Origin of the sequence: Micromonospora solifontis (genome assembly GCF_003725545.1) — a bacterium.
Classification (GTDB): Bacteria; Actinomycetota; Actinomycetes; order Mycobacteriales; family Micromonosporaceae; genus Micromonospora; species Micromonospora solifontis.
The window spans coordinates 23,894-42,886 of sequence record NZ_RJLN01000036.1; the positions used below are offsets into that span (position 1 = coordinate 23,894).

General features: G+C 72.5%; 18 protein-coding genes. 9 read left to right on the forward strand and 9 right to left on the reverse strand.

The features are described from left to right. Positions 1-33: 33 nt before the first annotated feature. From EFE23_RS14670 to EFE23_RS14685, 4 genes are read right to left on the reverse strand one after another with little or no spacing between them, the layout of a single operon-like run. On the reverse strand, positions 34-1,368 hold the full coding sequence (locus EFE23_RS14670) for an enolase C-terminal domain-like protein (RefSeq protein WP_123241484.1): 1,335 nt from the start codon (positions 1,366-1,368) through the stop codon (positions 34-36). A gap of 60 nt (positions 1,369-1,428) precedes the next feature. Next, positions 1,429-2,463, reverse strand: coding sequence for an ABC transporter permease (locus tag EFE23_RS14675; RefSeq protein ID WP_123241485.1), 1,035 nt, complete (start codon positions 2,461-2,463; stop codon positions 1,429-1,431). Next, complete coding sequence (locus EFE23_RS14680) at positions 2,456-3,997, reverse strand: sugar ABC transporter ATP-binding protein (protein WP_123241486.1); 1,542 nt, start codon at positions 3,995-3,997, stop codon at positions 2,456-2,458. Before EFE23_RS14680 ends, EFE23_RS14675 begins: the two co-directional genes overlap by 8 nt. Next, entirely contained in the window at positions 3,997-5,061 is a 1,065-nt protein-coding gene (locus EFE23_RS14685; protein ID WP_123241487.1) for a sugar ABC transporter substrate-binding protein, read from the reverse strand. The genes EFE23_RS14680 and EFE23_RS14685 overlap by 1 nt, the downstream gene beginning before the upstream one ends. A gap of 353 nt (positions 5,062-5,414) precedes the next feature. Between EFE23_RS14685 and EFE23_RS14690 the strand changes: the two genes are divergently transcribed. Beyond that, positions 5,415-6,125: a FadR/GntR family transcriptional regulator gene (locus EFE23_RS14690; protein WP_123241488.1), complete on the forward strand. Its 711-nt coding sequence runs from the start codon at positions 5,415-5,417 to the stop codon at positions 6,123-6,125. A gap of 22 nt (positions 6,126-6,147) precedes the next feature. On the opposite strand, the gene EFE23_RS14695 is transcribed toward EFE23_RS14690, so the two are convergent. After that, the gene (locus EFE23_RS14695) at positions 6,148-7,140 is read right to left on the reverse strand and encodes an aldo/keto reductase (protein WP_123241489.1); all 993 of its coding nucleotides are present in this window, start codon (positions 7,138-7,140) and stop codon (positions 6,148-6,150) included. A 416-nt stretch (positions 7,141-7,556) separates the two neighbouring features. On the opposite strand from EFE23_RS14695, the gene EFE23_RS14700 reads away from it, so the two are divergent. Beyond that, entirely contained in the window at positions 7,557-8,294 is a 738-nt protein-coding gene (locus EFE23_RS14700; protein ID WP_123241490.1) for an SDR family NAD(P)-dependent oxidoreductase, read from the forward strand. 19 nt (positions 8,295-8,313) lie between these two features. Here the strand turns inward: EFE23_RS14700 and EFE23_RS14705 are convergent, their stop codons facing one another. Continuing rightward, positions 8,314-9,153, reverse strand: a complete 840-nt coding sequence (locus EFE23_RS14705; RefSeq protein ID WP_123241491.1) for a fumarylacetoacetate hydrolase family protein — start codon at positions 9,151-9,153, stop codon at positions 8,314-8,316. Between the two features lie 123 nt (positions 9,154-9,276). Between EFE23_RS14705 and EFE23_RS14710 the strand changes: the two genes are divergently transcribed. Then, positions 9,277-9,960 carry a GntR family transcriptional regulator gene (locus EFE23_RS14710; RefSeq protein WP_123241492.1) on the forward strand — a complete coding sequence of 228 codons (684 nt, stop codon included), beginning with the start codon at positions 9,277-9,279 and terminating at the stop codon, positions 9,958-9,960. Positions 9,961-10,222: 262 nt separating this feature from the next. On the opposite strand, the gene EFE23_RS14715 is transcribed toward EFE23_RS14710, so the two are convergent. After that, positions 10,223-11,152, reverse strand: coding sequence for a LysR family transcriptional regulator (locus EFE23_RS14715; protein ID WP_123241493.1), 930 nt, complete (start codon positions 11,150-11,152; stop codon positions 10,223-10,225). Positions 11,153-11,224: 72 nt separating this feature from the next. Between EFE23_RS14715 and EFE23_RS14720 the strand changes: the two genes are divergently transcribed. After that, positions 11,225-12,148: an EamA family transporter gene (locus EFE23_RS14720; protein WP_123241494.1), complete on the forward strand. Its 924-nt coding sequence runs from the start codon at positions 11,225-11,227 to the stop codon at positions 12,146-12,148. Positions 12,149-12,345: 197 nt separating this feature from the next. On the opposite strand, the gene EFE23_RS14725 is transcribed toward EFE23_RS14720, so the two are convergent. Further along, a complete protein-coding gene (locus tag EFE23_RS14725) occupies positions 12,346-12,714 on the reverse strand; it encodes an STAS domain-containing protein (protein WP_123241495.1) in 369 nt (122 codons plus the stop codon). Between the two features lie 178 nt (positions 12,715-12,892). Here EFE23_RS14725 and EFE23_RS14730 point away from each other — a divergent pair, with 178 nt between their 5' ends. The 4 genes from EFE23_RS14730 to EFE23_RS14745 all read left to right on the forward strand — a co-directional run bounded on the left by EFE23_RS14730 (position 12,893) and on the right by EFE23_RS14745 (position 17,177). Beyond that, entirely contained in the window at positions 12,893-13,645 is a 753-nt protein-coding gene (locus tag EFE23_RS14730; protein WP_158675862.1) for a GAF and ANTAR domain-containing protein, read from the forward strand. Between the two features lie 326 nt (positions 13,646-13,971). Further along, on the forward strand, positions 13,972-14,517 hold the full coding sequence (locus EFE23_RS14735) for a DUF2231 domain-containing protein (protein WP_199737077.1): 546 nt from the start codon (positions 13,972-13,974) through the stop codon (positions 14,515-14,517). Continuing rightward, positions 14,517-14,912, forward strand: a complete 396-nt coding sequence (locus tag EFE23_RS14740) for a hypothetical protein (RefSeq protein ID WP_123241498.1) — start codon at positions 14,517-14,519, stop codon at positions 14,910-14,912. Before EFE23_RS14735 ends, EFE23_RS14740 begins: the two co-directional genes overlap by 1 nt. A gap of 222 nt (positions 14,913-15,134) precedes the next feature. Continuing rightward, complete coding sequence (locus tag EFE23_RS14745; RefSeq protein ID WP_204335413.1) at positions 15,135-17,177, forward strand: hypothetical protein; 2,043 nt, start codon at positions 15,135-15,137, stop codon at positions 17,175-17,177. 29 nt (positions 17,178-17,206) lie between these two features. Here EFE23_RS14745 and EFE23_RS14750 read toward each other — a convergent pair whose 3' ends face one another. Next, positions 17,207-18,106, reverse strand: a complete 900-nt coding sequence (locus tag EFE23_RS14750) for an alpha/beta hydrolase (RefSeq protein ID WP_233600987.1) — start codon at positions 18,104-18,106, stop codon at positions 17,207-17,209. An 85-nt stretch (positions 18,107-18,191) separates the two neighbouring features. On the opposite strand from EFE23_RS14750, the gene EFE23_RS14755 reads away from it, so the two are divergent. Beyond that, positions 18,192-18,947 (forward strand): PIG-L deacetylase family protein, encoded by a 756-nt coding sequence (locus EFE23_RS14755; protein ID WP_123241510.1) that lies wholly within the window; start codon positions 18,192-18,194, stop codon positions 18,945-18,947. The last annotated feature ends 46 nt before the right edge of the window (positions 18,948-18,993 follow it).

An 18,993-nucleotide genomic window follows, 5' to 3' on the forward strand; every position in this document is an offset into this window, starting at 1 on the left:
TGTCCCGGCCCCCGCCAGGACAGCGCCGGCCGTTCAGCCGACCGCCGTGGCGGCTGCCACCGCCCCACCGGCCGCCGCGCTCCACTGCGGCCCGTCGGGGAAGCGGTAGGCCGCGAGGGATTCGGCGATCAGCTCGCCGCTCATGCCCGGCGCGGTGGGCGCGAGGTAGCGCCCTCGCTGGATCCGGACCGGGTCGACGAAGTGTTCGTGCAGGTGGTCGACGTACTCGATGGCGCGGTCGTCGAGCGTGCCGCTGACCGCCACGAAGTCGAACATCGCCAGGTGCTGCACCAGCTCACAGAGCCCGACCCCGCCGGCGTGCGGGCAGACCGGTACGCCGTACTTGGCGGCCAGCAGCAGGATCGCCAGATTCTCGTTGACCCCGCCCACCCGGCAGGCGTCGATCTGCACGACGTCCACCGCGCCGGCCTGCAACAGCTGCTTGAACATGACCGCGTTGTGCACGTGCTCGCCGGTGGCCACCCTGATCGGTGCCAGGGCCCGCCGGACCACCGCGTGGCCGAGAACGTCGTCGGGCGAGGTCGGCTCCTCGATCCAGTACGGGTCGAAGCCGCGCAGCTGCTCCATCCAGCCGATCGCCTCCGGGACGCCCCAGATCTGGTTCGCGTCCACCGCGAGACGCACCCGCGGGCCGACCGCCTGGCGGGCCAGCTCCAGCCGGCGCACGTCGTCCGTCAGGTTGCCGCCGACCTTGAGCTTGATCAGGTCGTAGCCGTCATCGACCGCTTCGCGGCACAGTCGGACGAGCTTCTCGTCGTCGTAGCCGAGCCAGCCGGGAGTGGTGGTGTAGGCGGGATAGCCCTCGGCGCGCAGCAGCCGCTCCCGCTCGGCCCGCCCCGGCACACCGGCGTTCAGCAGCGTCAGGGCCTCGTCCTCGGTGAGGGCGTCGCGCAGGTAGCGGAAGTCCACCTGGGCGACGAGCTGCTCGGGGGTGAGGTCGGCCAGCAGCTTCCACAGCGGCTTGCCGGCCCGCCGCGCGGCCAGGTCCCAGACCGCGTTGACGATGCCACCCGCGGCCATGTGCACGACCCCCTTCTCGGGACCCAGCCAGCGGATCTGGCTGTCCCCGACCAGCCGGCGGGCGAGCGCCCCGGGGTCCGCGACCAGCTCCTCCACCGGTTCGCCGACGACCAGGGCGGCCAGCGCCCGTACCGCGGCCACCTGCACCTCGGTGCCCCGGCCGACCGTGAAGACCAGGCCGTGGCCCGCGGCCCCGGCGGTGGTGCGCAGCACCAGGTAGGCGGCGGAGTAGTCGGGGAAGGGATTCATCGCGTCGGACCCGTCCCGGTGCCGCGACGTCGGGAATCGCACGTCGAAGGTGTCTACGGCGGAGATGAATTCAGTCACCGTCGGGCTCCCGGAGGTTGGTCGGCGAAAGGGGTGGCCGGGTGCACGGCTGCGGCCCGGTCATTCCTGGGCCTTCCCGCCGGTGATCCGCGACAGCACCAGGGCGACCAGGATGACCGCGCCGTTGAGGAAGTTGGTCCACTGTGCCGGCACCCCGGCCAGCGTCAGCACGTTGACGATCATGAACAGCAGGAGCACCCCGGTGAAGGCCCCGAACATGCTGCCCTTGCCGCCGTTCAGGCTCACCCCGCCGATCACCGCCGCGGCGAAGACCTGGAAGATGGCCCCGTCGCCCTGACCGCTCGGGATCGAGGCCAACCGCCCGGCCTGCAGCAGACCGGCCAGCGCCGCCAGCACGCTGGCGATGATGAGCGTCAGCCAGAGGATCCGGTCGGTCCGGATGCCGGCCGCCCGGGCCGCGTCCAGGTTGCCGCCGATCGCGTACAGCGCCCGGCCGCTGGTCGTGAAGCCCAGGGCCACGATGGCCACGGCGAACGCCACCAGGCACAGCCAGATGGAGACCGGCACACCGAGCCAGGAGGCGCTGCCCAGGTAGGTCATCGACGGCGGCAGGCCGAAGAAGGTGCTGCCGCCGGAGATGCCGGTGAGCAGACCGCGCAGCACGATCAGCATGCCGAGGGTGACGATGAAGCCGTTGAGCCCGTACCGGACGATCAGCAGACCGTTGAACGCGCCGATGAGCGCCCCGACCAGCAGGGTGACCGGCACGCCCCAGCCCCCGTCGAGCAGGTTGACGCCGAGGCCGTGGGTGATCGCCGGGTCGACCACCAGCCAGGCGGCGATGCCCGGCGCCAGGCCGAAGGTGGACTCCAGCGACAGGTCCATCTTGCCGGTGATCAGCACCAGCGTCTCGGCGAGCACGAGGATCGCGATGGCGGACATGCTCTGCAGGATGTTGATCAGGTTGTCGCCCTGGAGGAAGACCGGGTTGACCACCTGCCCGACCACCGCGATCACCACGATCGCGGGTACCAGCACCAGGTCCCGCAGCCGGGCCAGCGCGGGCAGCCGACGGCGGGCCGGCGCACCGTCGGCGGGCGCCGGGGCACCCGTGGTGATGAGCGTGTCAGACATGGCCGACGTCGACCCCTTCCATGGCGGCCACCAGGTCGGCGTCACGCCAGCCCCGGGGCATCTCCCGGACGATGCGTCCGGAGAACATGACGAGTACCCGGTCGCAGTCGCGCAGGTCGTCGAGCTCGTCGGAGACCACCAGCACCGCGGTGCCGCGGGCGGACACCTGGTGCACCGCGCCGAGCAGGTTCTGCTTCGACCGCACGTCGACGCCGGCGGTCGGGGTGATCAGGACCAGCAGCTTCGGGTCGCTGGCCAGGGCGCGGCCCAGCACCACCTTCTGCTGGTTGCCGCCGGAGAGGCCGGAGACCGGCTGGCCCGGACCGCCGGTCTTGATGGCCAGCTCGGCGATGGTCCGCTCGGCGAACGCGTCGCGCCGGGCCGGCGACACGAAGCCGCGCCGGCGCAGCCTGCCCGGCACGGTCATGGTGATGTTCTCGCCGACGGACAGCATCGGCACCAGTCCCTGCCGGTGCCGGTCCTGCGGCACCAGGCCGACGCCGGCGGCGAGCGCGTCGGGCACGCTGCCGGGGCGCAGGCGCCGTCCGTCGAGACGCACGGTGCCGGCCGCGGGGCGGCGCAGCCCGACGATCGTCTCGGCCACCTCGACCTTGCCGCTGCCCCCACCGCCGGCCAGGCCCACCACCTCGCCGGCGCGGACCCGCAGCGAGGCCTCGGCTCCGGTGTTGGTGACCAGCCCGTCGACCGTCAGCAGGTCGGCGGCGTCGGCCGGCGGCGCGGGCCGGGTGGCGGACGGGACGACGGCGTCTTCCCCGGTCATCGCGGTGATCAGCTCGGCCGGGGTGACGTCGGCGACCGCCGCGGTGCGGATGTGCCGGGCGTCGCGGAACACCGTCACCGTGTCGCAGATCTCGAAGATCTCCTGCAGGTGGTGGCTGATGAACAGGAAGGTCACGCCCTGCCGCTGCAGCTCGCGGATCCGGATGAAGAGCCGGTCGATCCCGGCGGCGTCGAGCTGCGCGGTGGGCTCGTCGAGGATGATGAACCGGGCGCCGAACGACAGCGCCCGGGCGATCTCGACGAACTGCCGGTCCTCGACGGTGAGCGTGCCCGCCGGTTGGTCCACGTCGGCCGCCACCGACCAGTCGCGCAGCAACCGCTCGGCCTCGCGGCGGACCGTCGCCCAACGGATCAACCGGTCCCGCCCCCGGGCCTGCCGGTTGAGGAAGAGGTTCTCGGCCACCGTGAGGGTGGGGATGATGGTCGACTTCTGGTAGACACAGGCGACCCGGCGGCGCCAGGCCCCCCGGTCGCTCAGTGGTGGCGCCGGTCGGCCGGCGAAGGCGACCTGGCCGTGGTCCGGCTCCTGCAGGCCGGTCAGGATGCTGACCAGAGTGGACTTACCGGCACCGTTGCGGCCGACCAGCGCGTGGGTCTCCCCCGACCGGATCAGGATGCTGGCCGAGTCGAGGGCCAGGGTGGAGCCGTACCGTTTGGTGATGTCGACCGCCTCGACGACGGGCGGGCCGAGCTCAGCCCGCCCGTCGTCGGGGCCCCCTGCGGCCTGACTCATCAGGAGTTGCCCCAGAGGGTCTTGTCGTCGTACTTCACGGTGGGCTCGCCGGCGATCGGCGCGCCGTCGGCGGTGACCAGCGGCGCGGCGAGCTGGTCCTCGAGCAGGCCGTCGCGGACCTGGATGATGGTGCTGCTGTGGTCGGTCGGGCCCGGGGCGAAGGTCTTCCCGTCGATCGCGGCCTTGACGTAGTAGAGGCCGTACTTGGCGAACAGGTCGGCGGGCTGGCTGACCGTGGCGTCGATCAGACCCTCCTTGATGTCCTTCAACTCCTCCGGGATGCCGTCGTTGGAGACCACGAAGACGTGCCGCGGATCGGTCGGCGGGAACTGGAGGTTGCGCTGCTTGAGCACCTGGAGGGTGCCGGCCAGGGCGAACGAGGACTGCATGTAGACGCCCTTGATGTCCGGGTCGGAGGAGAGCCGGGTCTGGAACTTCGACGCGGCCAGGTCGCCCTTCCACTCGGTCGCCTCACCGAAGACGGTGATGCCCGGGTAGTTCTGCTTCATGCACTCGTTGAACGACTCGGTACGGTCCCGGCCGTTGATCGAGTCGAGGCCGCCCTGGAACATGATGACCTTGCCCTTACCGCCCAGCTTCGTGCCGAGGAAGCGACATGCCTTGGTGCCGTAGGCACGGTTGTCGGCCCGGACCACCATGAACACCTTGCCGCTGTCCGGGCGGGTGTCGATGGTGACCACCGGGATCTTCTTGTCCGCCAACTGCTGCAAGGAGGGCGCGATGGCGGCCGTGTCCTGCGGTGCCATCACCACACCCTTGACGTTCTGGCTGATGAAGGTCTGGGTGTTGGAGATCAGGTTGGCGATGTCGTTCTGGGAGTTGGTGGTCTTGAGCTCCACCCCCAGCTCCTGCGCCGACGGTGGGACGTACTTGATGTAGGAGTTCCAGAAGTCGGTGTCCGACCGGGGGTAGTCGACCCCGATCAGCGGCTTGCCGCCCGCCGTCCCGCCAGCGGCCACGCCGCCGTCGGACGAGCAGGCGCTCAGCAGGCTCAGACCCACCAGCGACACCAGACCCAGGCGTAGCGAAGTATTGACGTTCACCGTTCTCCTATTCGGGTTCTACCTGCGCGGAAGGTGCTGTCTCGTCGGCACACCGCAGCCGGCGACCGACCCGCCACCGGCCGTCCGCCGGCGACGGACCGCCGCGCCGGGATGATCCGGTGGGAAACGAGGAAGATCAAAAGTCGACGAACAGAGATCTGATGTCTTTATAGACGAGGTTCTTTCCGCTTGTCTAGGGTCCGGTTTCGCGGAGGTTACGAACCCACGCTCTGACATGGCGCTGGCGGCACACCGGCCCGCGTGTCCGCCCGAGCCCCGGGTCCGTGCCCGACGAGCAGCCGACAGCGAGAAGATATGATGTCTTCGCGGAAGCGCCAGGTGAAGGAGGCCGCATGGCACTGACCGACGAGGCCATCGCAAAGATCAGACAGATGATCCAGGCAGGCCAACTCCCGCCCGGTACCCGGCTCCCGCCGGAACAGCAACTCGCTGCCCAGATGGGGCTCTCCCGCAGCGGCGTGCGGGAGGCCGTCAAGGCTCTCGAATCGGCCCGGGTGCTGGACGTACGCCGCGGTGACGGCACCTACGTCACCAGCCTCGCGCCCCGGTTGCTGCTCGAAGGCGTCGGCCTCGCGGTCGAGCTGCTGCGCGACGACACCCTGCTGGAGGTCATGGAGGTACGTCGACTGCTGGAGCCGGCCGCCACCGGACTGGCCGCGGTCCGGCTCACCGACGCTCACCTCGACGAGCTGGCTCGGATCCTGGAGGACATGCGGATGGCCGCCGAGGACGCCGAGAAGCTCATCCAGTACGACACCGCCTTCCACCGCACGGTCATCGCGGCCACCGGCAACGAGACGCTCACCTCGCTGCTCGACGGCCTCTCCGGTCAGACCGTGCGGGCCCGGGTCTGGCGCGGCCTGATCGAGGGCAACGCGGCGCACCTCACCCTCGGCGAACACCAGGCGATCTACCGGGCGTTGCGGGCCCGGGACCAGTCACTCGCCCAGGCGGCGGCCCTGATGCACGTGAACACCTCCGAGTCGTGGTTGCGGGCGATCCTGGCCGACGCGGCGGTCGAAGGTGACGACCGGCCGAGTTGACCGGCGCGCCACCCGGACCCGCTCAGGACGGCAGCGGCGCGTCCTCCCGCAACAGCCCTTCGGCCACCAACTCGGCCCAGAGCCCTGCCGGCGGCGCCGGCCGCGCGAACCACTCGGCGCTGCGGGTCACATGCGCGGGCCGGCCCGCGCCGACCACCACCGACGCGACAGCCGGGTGCGCGCCGGCGAAGGCGAGCGCCGCGTGCGGCAGGCTCACCCCGTGCCGGCGGCACACCGCGGCGATGCCCTGCGCCCGGCGCAGGATCTCCGCCGGGGCGCTGCCGTACTCGTACGGCCGGTTCTCGTCGGGCCACTCCACCGCGAGCAGGCCACTGTTGAAGACGCCGACGTTGAGCACCGAGATGCCCCGCTTCTGGCAGACCGGCAGGATCCCGTCGAGCGCCGGTTGTTCCAGCAGCGTGTACCGGCCGGCGACCATCAGCACGTCCACATCGGTCTCGACAGCGAACCGGGTCAGCGTCGCCGGATCCTTCGAGCCCACCCCGACGGCCCCCACCACACCCTGGCGACGCAACTCGTCCAGCGCCGGGTACGCCTGCCGCAGCGCCACCTCCGGCTCGGGGCTCTCCTCGGGGTCGTGCAGCAGCACCACGTCGACCCGGTCCAGGCCCAGCCGGTCGAGGCTGGCGTCCAGGCTGCGGCGTACCCCGTCGGCGGTGAAGTCCCACACCCGGCGCAGCGTCGCCGGGGTGTCGAAGCCGTTGTCCAGGTCCGAGCCGCCGTCGGGATTCTCCCGCAGCAGCCGACCGACCTTGGTGGAGAGCACGTACTCCGCCCGGGGGTGCGCCGCCAACGCCCGGCCGAGGCGGCGCTCGGAGAGCCCCAGCCCGTAGTGCGGCGCGGTGTCGAAATAGCGGATGCCCGCCGCCCAGGCGGCGTCGACGGTGGCCATCGCTCGGTCGTCCGGGACGCTGCGGTACAGGTTGCCGATCGAGGCGGCGCCGAAGCCGAGCGCGGTGACGGCGACGGCCGACGGGCCGAGAGAGCGGGTCATGACGGGGCCTTTCGGACTCGGGAGGGATGTGCCGGGCCGCCTGTCGGGCCGGCGGGCCCTGCGCGCCGTCCACCCGGACCGGCTCGATGTCGCTGGTCGCGGGGGGCGCGGAGATCATCGCGACGGGTCGGGTGGAGTCGGCCACGGGGTGGGCGAGTCGCTCCAGCACCGTCACGGGTGGCGATGCCGGTCTGGGGGGGAGGGAGCGTCGTTGAGGCAGGTGACGAAGAGCGCGCCGCGCACCGGAGCCTCCTCGCCCGGGACCACGATTGACCACATCCTATATGATCTACGATGGCCGGCGCGGAGATTCCTCCCCACCGGGGCGGGCGGCGGCCGGTGTCTCCGGAAGGGCCCGGTGCGCGCTCGGCACCCGGGCGGGAGCGTCCCTGACCACCGGCGAACGAGGTGCGGAGATGACGGATTTCGACGGCCTGGTCGCGGTCGTCACGGGCGGTGGCTCGGGCATCGGCGCGGCGGTCGCCGACCTGCTGGCCGAGCGCGGCGCACGGGTGGCCGTCCTGGACCGCGACCCCGGCTCGGGCGGGCCGCACCTGCGGCTCGCCGCCGACGTGACCGGTCCGCTGGAGGCGACGATGGACCGGGCCGCGGCACTCCTGGGCGGCCTCGACGTGCTGGTGAACTGCGCGGCGATCAGCGCGGTGGGGACGGTGGAGAGCAGCAGCGACGACGAGTGGCACCGCTGCCTGGACGTCAACGTCGTCGGCGTGGCCCGGGCCTGCCGGGCCGCCCTGCCCCATCTGCGCCGCTCGACCGGCGGTGTCATCGTCAACGTCACGTCGATCGCGGCGACGGCCGGGCTGGTCGAGCGAGCGGTCTACTCGGCCACCAAGGGCGCGGTGCACGCGCTCAGCCTGGCCATGGCCGCCGACCTGGTGCGTGACGGCGTCCGGGTGTGCACGGTGGCGCCCGGCACGGTGGACACCCCGTGGGTGGCCCGCCTGCTCGCGAGCGCCGAGGACCCGGTGGCCGAGAAGCACCGGCTGGCCGCCCGGCAGCCCACCGGCCGGCTGGTCACCGCCGCCGAGGTGGCGCACGCGGTGGCGTTCCTCGCGTCCCCGCTCTCCGGGGCGACCACCGGCACCGCGCTCGCCGTCGACGGCGGCATGTCGGGGCTGCGGCTGATCCGGTGAGCCGGGTCGGCCCGGCCGGTCAGGCCGCCGCCATCACGACCCGCTGCCGCCCCAGGCCATCCACCTCGACCTCCACCACGTCGCCCGGGGCGAGGTAGGGGAATCGGCCGGAGAGCGCGACCCCCTCCGGCGTACCGGTGTTGATCACGTCGCCCGGTTCGAGCACCGTGTACTGCGACAGGTGCCAGATCAGGTACGCCACGTCGAAGACCATGTCGCTGGTGCGGGAGGCCTGCCGCGGTGCGCCGTTGACCCAGGAGCGCAGCCCGAGATCCTGCACGTCGGCGATCTCGTCCGGGGTGACCAGCCACGGGCCGAGCGGCTGGAAGGTCTCGCACGACTTGCCCTTGGACCACTGGCCGCCGGAGTGGCGCAACTGGAAGTCGCGTTCGGACACGTCGTTGGAGAGCATGTAGCCCGCGACGTGGGCCAGGCTCTGTGCGGGCGAGTCCAGGTAGCGGGCGCGCCGGCCGATGACCACGGCCAGTTCGACCTCCCAGTCGGTGCTGGTCGAGCCGCGCGGCACCAGCACGTCGTCGTACGGGCCGACGACCGTGTTGGGAGCCTTGTAGAAGATGATCGGGGTTTCCGGCGGGGCCGCCCCGGACTCGGCGGCGTGCGCGGCGTAGTTCTGCCCGACGCAGAGCACCGCGCCGGGCCGGGCCACCGGGGCACCCACCCGCAGGCCGGTGATGTCGAGTTCGGGCAGGTGCCCAGCGGCCCGGATCCGGTCCGGACCGCCGGAGGCGAGGAACGCCCCGTCGATGTCCGGGGTGAGGGAGGAGAGGTCGTAGTGCCGACCGTCGGCGTGCAGGACCGGCCGCTCCGCGCCCGGCGGGCCCACCCGCATCAGCCTCATCCGACGAGCCTCCACATCCGCGCGCGCGTCCTCGACGCCGCCGCCGCCACGACAGATCGTAGATCATATATGATCAACGGATCTGGGACAGTCCGAGATCGACGAAGGGGCCGGGGACGCGCGATGGCCACACTGCCTGACGGGCTCCGCCCGATCCAGCGGATCACCCTGGCCGACGACGTCTACGAGTCGGTGAAGGCCCTGATCATGGAGCACACCATCGCCCCCGGTCACCGGATCAACATCGACGGGCTGGCCCGTTCCCTGGCCGTCTCCCCCACCCCGGTCCGGGAGGCGCTGGCCCGGCTGGAGTCCGACGGCCTGGTGCACAAGCGGGCGATGACCGGATACACGGTCAGCCGGCTGCTGTCCCGGCGCGAGTTCGAGGAGTTGTTCGAGCTGCGGCTGCTGCTCGAACCGGCCGCGGCCGGACGGGCGGCGGCGCACGCCACCGCCGATCAGCGCGAGCGGATCAGTGCGCAGGCCGCTGCGACGGTGGCGGTCGAGCCGGGTGCGGACTACCTCCGGCGGGCCGCCTTCACCGCCCTGGACGCCCGCTTCCACGACCTGGTCGCCGAGGTCTCCGGGAACCGGCTGCTGCGCGACTGCACCACCCGACTGCACGCACACCTGCACCTGCACCGTCGCTACTTCCCGGCCACCGATCCGGCCGTGACGGTGACCGAGCACGGTCGGATCGCCGCCGCTGTGGCGGCCGGGGACCCGGCGGCCGCCGCCGAGGCGATGCGCCGGCACCTGCTCGCCGCGCACAGCCGGCATCTGCCCGCCTTCGCGGCCGACGACTGAACCCGGCCGTGGCCCGGTCCGCCCGGTGACGGTGGGTCGACCGGCAGCCCGGCCGACGCGCTGACCGACCCGGACCAGGTCGAACCGGTCGAACGCCAGGCTGTAGCCGCTGGGGCCGGAGCTCTTCCCGACCACCACGGCCCGCAGCCCGTGGTGGCCCGCGGAGAGCAACAGTGTGCCGTAGTCGCTGGCGTAGTTGCGGCGGGCCGACCATGGCGCCGTCGGTGTAGCGGGCCGGCAACGCCGGGTTGGTGTTCCGCCGTCAGGCGAGGACCGGCGGCAGGTGGCCGCGCGGTACGCCGGCCGGGCCGCTCAGCTCGGTCAGGAGGGCGTCCACGGCGGGCCGTTGCGGCGCACCGCCGAGGGCGCGGGTGACGGCGAAGATGCGTCGCGCGGTGACCGGTTCGGCCAGTGGCTGCACGTGCACCCCGGGCGGTACGTGGCGCAGCGCCAACTCCGGCACCAGCGCGGCGCCCAGACCGGCCGCGACGAGGTCCAGGGTGAGCGCGAAGTCGACCGAACGGTGCCGGATGTCCGGCTCGAAGCCGGCGAGCCGGCAGGCGTGCAACGTGGACCCCAGGCACGGTGTGTGCTCGGCGCTGGCGATCCACGGCACGTCGCGCAGCTCGCTCAGCCGGCCGGTGCCACGGCGCCACCCGACCGGGGTGACCAGGTGCATCGGGTCGGTGGTGATCGGGTGCCGGTCCAGGTCGTCGACCAGCGGCGCGGGCACGTGGTCGTACTCCTGCAGCACCACCACGTCGAGGGTGCCGGAGCGCAGGTCGAGACGGCTCTGCTGGTCTTCGGCCTCGATCACCCGCACGTCCAGCTCCGGGTGCTTCGCCCGGGCGCGGGCGGCGGCGGGGGCCACCAGCGCGCCGGCCGCGGACGCGAACGCGCCGACCCGCACGGTGCCGCTGACCCTGCGGTGGAGCGCGGCGAGCCCGGCCACCGCCTGCTCCACCGCGCCCAGCACGTCCTTCGCGTGGGTGGCCAGCACCTGACCGGCCGGGGTGAGCACGATGCCGCGCCCGGCGCGCTCGACCAGCTCGTGCCCGGCTTCCCGGGACAGCTGGACGAGCTGCTGGGACACCGCCGAGGGGGTCACGTGCAGCGCCGCGGCGGCGGCGGTGACGCTGCCGCGCAGCGCGACCTCGTGCAGGACGCGGAGCCGCCGCACGTCGAGATCCATGTAGCTACGCTACAACAGCGATGAAGAACATTGAACTGGTCCTTAAGGGTTGACTCCGGCAGCGTAGCCGGCATGAAAGCATCGCACCGACTTCTCGCCGTGCTCGTCGCCGCCATCTGGGGCGTCAACTTCGTCGCCATCGAGCTGGGCCTGCGCGACCTGCCGCCGCTCGTGCTGACCGCGCTGCGCTTCGTCGCCGCGGCGGTGCCGCTGGTCTTCCTGGTGCCACGCCCCAGCGCCCGGCTCCGCTACGTGGTGACCTACGGGCTGGTGCTCGGCGTCCTGAAGTTCGGCGCCCTCTTCACCGCGCTCGCGGCCGGCATGTCGGCCGGCCTGGCCTCGCTGGTGCTGCAGGCACAGGCGCTGATGTCGGTGCTCCTGGCGGCGGCGGTGCTCGGCGAGCGGCCGGCGCGGGCGCAGGTGGCCGGCGTACTGGTCGGATCGGCCGGGATCGGCGTGCTGGCGGTCGGCAGCGGCGGCCACGCCACCGTGATCGGCTTCCTGCTGACGCTGTTCGCGGCGGCCAGCTGGGCCGTGGCGAACCTGGTCATGCGGGCCAGCGGCGAGCAGCGACCGCTCTCGCTGCTGGTCTGGTCGAGCCTGGTGCCGCCGTTGCCGCTGCTCGGCCTGGCCGGCGTGATCGACGGCGGAGAGGCGGTGCTGGATGCCATCACCGGCCTGTCGTGGCGCGGGCTGCTCGCCGTGGCCTACGTCGCGTACGTGTCGACCCTCGTCGGCTTCGGGATCTGGAACCGGCTGATCGCCCGGTACTCGATCGCGCGGGTGGCCCCGTTCAGCCTCCTGGTGCCGGTCTTCGGGCTCAGCGCGGCCTGGCTGCTGCTCGACGAGCCCGTCGGCCCGACGGAGCTGGTCGCCGGGGCCATCGTTCTCGCCGGGCTGGCCTTGGTGGTCCGGCGCTCCACACCCGACCGCGACGACGCCACGACTGCTGGTGAGGGCGGCGAACCCGAGCACGCCCGGCCCGTGGCTGCCTAGTCCCCCGCCGGGCCGTGCGTCACGAGTGGGAAGCAGGGAGGTTGCCCGGCCGCCGAGGAGATCCTCGGCCATGACGGCGCCGGGCTCCGACCGGTCCCGTGACGACCGTCCAACCACGTTTGACGCGGCTCGGGTGTGGGGTAGATGCCACCGCGTCAGCAACGGCGACGGCTCGCGGAGCCGAGGGTGAAGGCAGGTCAGTCGATGGTGGTGAACTCGCAGCCCAGGCCGACCATGTCGAGGACGGCGACGGTGACCCGGGACGGCCTGCGCAGCACCATGGTGCGTCCGCAGGCGGCGACCCGCCGGCGGGCCGCCAACAGCGCCGTGACCCCGGCGGCGCAGAAGAAGCTGACCCCGTTCAGGTCGAGCACCAGCACGGGGGGTGGCTGGCTCGCCATCAGATTGTCGACGACATCCGCCAGCCGGCCGACGGTGTCCAGGTCGAGTGGACCGGTCGCCTCCACCACGATCGCCGGACCCTCCCGGACGACCGCGAGGGACAACAGTGGCGCTCGGGTGGTGGCGTCCGGCGGCTGGAAGCAAGGTGCGTGATGCACGGACATGAGCCGCTCCTCGGTGAGGAGATCAGGGGACCGGGTCTGCGCCGGTGCCCGCCGTCAGCGGGCGGCACTGGTCCTGGGCTCATGTCCGAACCCACTCCGACCCTATCCGGCTCCCGTCCGATCCGCACCTGCCCGTCCCGGGCGACCGGTCGTGAATTCCGCGTTCCAGGAGGTAACGGTGGTGTCTCCCACTGCTGCTGATTCCCCTCTGGCCTCGGCGTACGGCCAGTTGCTGGCGCTGCTCGCCGACTCGCTCCACGTCGACGTGTTCCTCGACCAGGTCGTCAAGGTCGCGGCGGAGGTCATCTCCCCGGCCGTGGCCTGCGGGCTGACCATGCGCCGGGACGGCGATGCCTTCACCGTCGCCAGCAGCGACGACCTCGCCGCCCGGGCCGACGAGATCCAGTATGGGGCCGACGAGGGACCGTGCCTCGAGGCCCTGCGCCGGGAACGGGTCGTCGAGGTCGTCGATCTGCGCGAGGACCGACGCTGGCCGAGGTATCGGGAACACGCCCTCCGGCTGGGCATCGTCAGCTCCCTGTCGCTGCCGATGACGGTCGACCGCGAGACCCTCGGCGCGTTGAACCTCTACGGCATCCAGCCCGCCGCCTTCACCCAGACGGCGCGCCGGCACGCCCTGGCGTTCACCGACCAGGCGACGGCGGCGCTGACCGTCATCCTCCGCCAGGCCGATCAGTCGCTGCTGCACCAGCAGCTCACCGACGCGATGGCCTCCCGCAGCATCATCGACCAGGCCCTCGGGGTGCTGATGGGCCAACAGCGGTGCACCGCCCAGGAGGCGTTCGCTCTGCTCCGCCAGGCGTCCCAGCACCGCAACCGCAAGCTGCGCGACGTCGCCGCACAGATCATCAAGCAGATCAGCGGCGAGGATCCCCCACCGGCTCCCGAATTCGCCGCGCCGCGCCCGTAGTCGCGACGTCCCACCAGCCGGAGAACGAGAACCGCCGGCTGCCGCCGGTCGGGCGCGGAGCGTACGGATCGTGATCAGCGCCGGGTAGCTGTTCCGCCCGTTCCCTCGCCGGCGGCGATGACGTGGAGTGCTGCGGAGATGCCCGGCGGCGTAGCCGGCCACCGCGGCCGGGCTGGTCGGCCGGGGCTGTCCCACCGGCCCAGGCGTCGTGCGTGGTCCGCCCACCGCCAATAACACCAATACACGCTATTGAAATTGCCGCCCGCTGCGTGCAGCATGGAGATTAAAGATAGCGCCGGTTGGTGAAAATACTGCAGGTGGACGGCGTGGATCGAGCCATGGAGCAGGCCAAACGGCCAGTGACCGGGCTGGCCGGCAGGTACGGGCATCCGCTGCACCCCGCGCTGGTGGCGGTGCCGATCGGGGCGTGGATCGCCAGCTTCGTCTTCGACATCGCCTCCCACCTGGTCCCGGACCCGGGGTTCCTGGCCCAGGGCTCGCGGTGGCTGATCGCGCTCGGGGTGCTCGGCGCGCTGGCGGCGGCGATGTTCGGGTTCCTGGACCTGTTCGCCATCCCGACCGGCACGAAGACGTTCCGGACCGGCCTGCTGCACATGTCGATCAACCTGGGCGTCACCGTCCTGTACGCGGTCGGCTTCATCATCCGCGGCGGACCTGCCGCCGAGCCCGTGGACTGGCCACCGCTTGCCCTGTCCGCCGTCGCGCTGGCCGGGTTGGGGGTGGCCGGGTATCTGGGCGGGGAGTTGGCCTACCACTACGGCGTACGGGTGGCCGACGAGGCGACCCAGGCAGTCGGCTACACCCGCACCACCACGCACGAGTCCACCACTGTGAAGAAGGAGAGGGTCTGATGGCTGTCGCCGCACTGATCACCTGGCTGATCACCGCCGTCGGCGGGTTCATCATGCTGGGCGTCTGGATCTCTCGGGGCGGGCACCGACCCGACAGCGGCACCCGGCTGGCCCCCGGCCTGGTGTTCGGTCACTTCGCCCTCGCCGCGGTCGGCCTGGTGCTGTGGATCGGGTACCTCGCCGTGGACCGGACCGCTCTCGCGTGGGTGGCGTTCGCGCTGCTGCTGCCGGTGGCGCTGCTCGGGTTCACGATGCTGGCCCGCTGGATCCCGGCCCGCCGCGCCGGCACCGCCGAATCCCACTTCCCGGTCCCGGTCGTGGTCGGGCACGGCCTGTTCGCCGCCACGACCCTGCTCCTGGCGCTGCTGGCCGCCCTCGGCGTCGGCGGCAGCTGACGTGACCTGACCCCACGGCTGGCGCGAGCCCACGGGCTCGCGCCAGCGCGCATACCGGGAGGGCAGCGACTCTCGCCTCCGGTTCGTACCGCCGCCAGAACCACCCGGGTCGCGTCCTCGGGCAGCCCGAGTTGATCGAGCTGGTCGGACTATTGCCGAGAATCATTCACGAGCGTAGGAAGAACGTCCTCGGCTCCGTGCGTCCGTCCACCCTCGAAGGAGATGCCGGTGACCACCCTCAGGCGGCTGCCTTTCGCCGTGTCCGTGCTGGTGACCGCAGGTGCCGTGCTGTTCGGGACCGCCGCCGCCGCGGCACCGCCCGCGGTGCCGCCGCAGCTGGCCGCGCATGGCGCCTGCGACCCGATCGATCCGGCGGCGTGCCTGCTGCCGTTCCCGAACGACTACTTCACGGTGCCCGACCCGGTCAGCCCCACCGGGCGGCGGGTGCAGATCCCGGCCGCGTCGATGCCGGCGAACGTCCGCGGGGTCCCGATCGACCCGACCGAATGGAACCGGCAGGACGGGTACAGCCCGGGCACGCCGATCCTCGTGCACGTGCCCGGCCTCGACGCCGCGGCCACCGGCATCGCGCCGGTCACCGACATCGGCCGCTCGCTGGCGCCGGACGCGCCGATCGTGCTGCTCAACACCGCCACCGGCCGGCGCACGCCGTACTGGGCCGAGTTGGACGCGCACGCCGCCGGCCAGCCCGATCGCCAGCTGCTGATCATCCGGCCGGCCGTCGCGCTGGCCGAGGGCACCCGGTACGTGGTGGGGCTGCGCGGCCTGCGGGACCGGAACGGAGCGCTGATCCCGGCGCCGGCCGCGTTCCAGGCGTACGTCAACGGCGCCGGCGCCTCCCCCCGGGATCCCCGCACCCCGCAGCTCAAGCGGATCCTCGCCGACCTGACCACCGCCGGCGTCAAGCGGCACGACCTCTACCTCGCCTGGGACTTCACCGTGGCGAGCCGGCAGGGTCTGACCGGCCGGATGCTGGCGATCCGCGACGACGCGTTCGCCGCCCTCGGTGCGGCCGCGCCGTCGTTCGCCGTCACCCAGGTCGTGAACTATGCGCCGGAGCAGGATCCGCGGATCGCCCGCCAGGTGAGCGGCACCATCGCCGTGCCGTCCTATCTGACCGGCGACGGCGGCCCCGGGTCGCGGCTGCACTACGGGCCGGCCGACGGCGACGGGAAGGCGCACACGCCCGACGCCCGGCCCACGCCGTCCGGCGCGACGCTGCGGGCCGACTTCGTGTGCAACATCCCGCGCAGCGCGTCGGCCGCCGATCCGGCGCACCTCTCGCTCTACGGCCACGGCCTGCTCGGCCGGCCGACCGAGATCAACGCCGGAAACGTCAAGACCATGTCGGCCACCCACAACTTCACCTTCTGCGCCACCAGCTGGATCGGCATGGCGAACGCCGACATCCCGTACGTGGCCGGCGCGTTCACCGACCTCAGCGCCTTCCCCGCGGTGGCCGACCGGCTCCAGCAGAGCTTCCTGAACTTCCTCTTCCTCGGCCGGGCGATGATCCATCCGGGCGGTTTCGCCGCCGCCCCGGCGTTCGAGGACGCCAGCGGGCAGCCGCTGATCGACGGCCCGGGCGGGCTGCACTACGACGGCAACAGCCAGGGCGGCATCAACGGCGGCGCCCTCACCGCCATCGCTCAGGACTGGACCCGGTCGGTGCTCGGCGTGCCGGCGATGAACTACTCGACACTGCTGCAGCGCAGCCTCGACTTCGCCCCGTTCCAGAGCATCATGGACCAGTCCTACCCGGACAAGGCAGACCAGCAGCTGATCTTCGCGCTGCTGCAGATGCTGTGGGACCGGTCCGAGGCCAACGGGTACGCCCAGCACATGACCGACCAGCCGCTGCCGGGCACCCCGGCGCATCAGGTGCTGATGCACGTCGCCTTCGGCGACCACCAGGTCTCCCCTGCCGCGGCCGAGGTCGAGGCACGCACCATCGGCGCCCGCCTGCACACCCCGGCGCTCGCCGACGGCTGGTCACTCGACGTCAAGCCGTACTGGGGCATCGCGCCGATCCCCGGGTACCCGTACACCGGCTCGGCGATCGTGATCTGGAACAGCGGTGCCGCGGCCGCGCCACCCCCGACGAACCTCGCGCCCGCCGGGGCGGAGTACGGCGACGACCCGCACGAGTTCCCGCGCGCCCAGCCCACGGCGCAGGAGCAGAAAGCCACGTTCCTGCTCACCGGCGCCATCGTCGACGTCTGCGCGGGGGCGCCCTGCCCGTGACGAGCCGGCGTGGCCGGGTACGGACCGTTTCACCAGCGGGTCAGCGCGGCGGCCAGCTGGGCCAGGGCGACGTGGGCGGCGTCGAACAGGGCCAGTTTCCGTGGGAAGTTGTGGATGAGCGCCTGGTACCGGGTTGCCGTGACCGGGACGCCGGCGGCCAGCAGCCCGGCCGCGTACCGTTCGCCCTCGGCCGACAACAGGTCGAGTTCGGCGGTGATGACCACGGCAGGCGGCAGGCCGGTGAGGTCCGCCCGTAGCGGGTCCAGATCCGGCTGGCTCCGGTCGGTCCCGGGTGGGGCGTACGCGTCCCAGAAGAACCGCATCTCCTCCCGGTCCAGGCCGTACTCGTCCAACGCCGGATAGTCGGCCGCGGGGTCGATGACCGGGCAGATGAGGAGCTGTCCCGCGAGACGGATCCCGGCATCCCGTGCGCGCCGCGCGGTCACCGCCGCGAGGTGCCCGCCCGAGGAGTCACCGGCCACCGCGATCCGCCTCGGGTCGAGGCCGTGCCGAGCCGCCCCTGGTCCCCGTAACCAGGTCAGGGCGCGCGCCATGTCGTCCACCGCGGCCGGGTACGGATGCTCGGGGGCGAGCCGGTAGTCCACCGAGAGCACGGCCCAGCCGGACGCGGCCGCCAGGTGCCGGCACAGCCCGTCGTGGGTGTCCACACTCCCCATCACCCAGCCCCCGCCGTGCGCGTAGAGGACCACCGGCATCGCGTCGTGCTGCCCGTCCCGGTAGAGGCGGGCGGGCACGCCGCCGGCATCGACGCTCACCACCGACCGGATCGCCAGCGGGTCGCCCACCTCGGCGGGCGTGGCCTCGAGCATGCTCAGCCGGGCCGGCGGCAGTTTCGCCCGGGTGAGCGGGACACGCCGCTGGACCCGCATCGCCGCCCGCGCCTGCGGGTGGAGCCGGTTGGGGTCCACCGGCCCATTCTCGCTGACTCGACGGATGCCGGTGTGGCCGACACGGCGGTGACGGATCGGCGGACGGGTGGCTACGGTGGGGATCGTGGACGAGCTTCTACCGGCGCTTCCCGAGGACTGGGAGCGCTGCCTCGCGGTGGCCGCGCACCCGGACGACATCGAGTACGGCGCGGCCTCGGCGATCGCCCGCTGGACCGCACAGGGCAAGCAGGTCGCCTATCTGCTGGCCACCCGCGGCGAGGCAGGAATCGACACCGTTCACCCGGACCAGGCCGGGCTGTTGCGCGAGGAGGAGCAGCGCGCCGCGGCCCGGGAGGTGGGCGTCGAGGTCGTGGAGTTCCTCGACCACCGCGACGGGGTCGTCGAGTACGGTCCGGAGCTGCGCCGCGACATCGTGCGGGCGATCCGCCGGCACCGGCCCGACGTCATGGTCTCGGGCGACTTCGGCGTCCGGATGGTGGGCGGAATGACCAACCAGGCCGATCACCGGGCGGTGGGGCTGGCGACCCTGGACGCCGCGCGTGACGCCGGCAATCGGTGGATCTTCCCGGAACTGCTGGACGAAGGGCTGGCGCCCTGGAACGGCGTGCGCTACGTCTGCTTCGCCGGGGCCGAGCACCCCACGCACGGCGTGGACGTCACCGGTGAACCGTTGCGGCGCGGTATCGCCTCGCTGGCCGCGCACGCCGAGTACACCAAGGGCCTGGGCGTGGGCGGCCCCGATCCGGGGCCGTTCCTCAACTGGGTGGCCCGCCAGGGCGGGCCGGCCCTGGGCGTGGCGGCGGCGGTCCTGTTCGACGTGCACGTCCTCGCCTTCGAGGGCCCGCCGCCCTGGGTGTGAGCCCGGCCGATCCTCGGGCAGCGCCGGCTTCGCGCCGCCGCATTCG

Excerpts from the sequence above, each read along its gene's own strand:
- EFE23_RS14700 (WP_123241490.1), top strand. The coding sequence starts at position 7,557 with ATGACGGATTTCGACGGCCTGGTCGCGGTCGTCACGGGCGGTGGCTCG.
- EFE23_RS14705 (WP_123241491.1), bottom strand. The coding sequence starts at position 9,153 with ATGAGGCTGATGCGGGTGGGCCCGCCGGGCGCGGAGCGGCCGGTCCTG.
- EFE23_RS14675 (WP_123241485.1), bottom strand. The coding sequence starts at position 2,463 with ATGTCTGACACGCTCATCACCACGGGTGCCCCGGCGCCCGCCGACGGT.
- EFE23_RS14680 (WP_123241486.1), bottom strand. The coding sequence starts at position 3,997 with ATGAGTCAGGCCGCAGGGGGCCCCGACGACGGGCGGGCTGAGCTCGGC.
- EFE23_RS14745 (WP_204335413.1), top strand. The coding sequence starts at position 15,135 with ATGCCGGTGACCACCCTCAGGCGGCTGCCTTTCGCCGTGTCCGTGCTG.
- EFE23_RS14695 (WP_123241489.1), bottom strand. The coding sequence starts at position 7,140 with ATGACCCGCTCTCTCGGCCCGTCGGCCGTCGCCGTCACCGCGCTCGGC.
- EFE23_RS14725 (WP_123241495.1), bottom strand. The coding sequence starts at position 12,714 with ATGTCCGTGCATCACGCACCTTGCTTCCAGCCGCCGGACGCCACCACC.
- EFE23_RS14720 (WP_123241494.1), top strand. The coding sequence starts at position 11,225 with ATGAAAGCATCGCACCGACTTCTCGCCGTGCTCGTCGCCGCCATCTGG.
- EFE23_RS14710 (WP_123241492.1), top strand. The coding sequence starts at position 9,277 with ATGGCCACACTGCCTGACGGGCTCCGCCCGATCCAGCGGATCACCCTG.
- EFE23_RS14715 (WP_123241493.1), bottom strand. The coding sequence starts at position 11,152 with ATGGATCTCGACGTGCGGCGGCTCCGCGTCCTGCACGAGGTCGCGCTG.
- EFE23_RS14690 (WP_123241488.1), top strand. The coding sequence starts at position 5,415 with ATGGCACTGACCGACGAGGCCATCGCAAAGATCAGACAGATGATCCAG.
- EFE23_RS14740 (WP_123241498.1), top strand. The coding sequence starts at position 14,517 with ATGGCTGTCGCCGCACTGATCACCTGGCTGATCACCGCCGTCGGCGGG.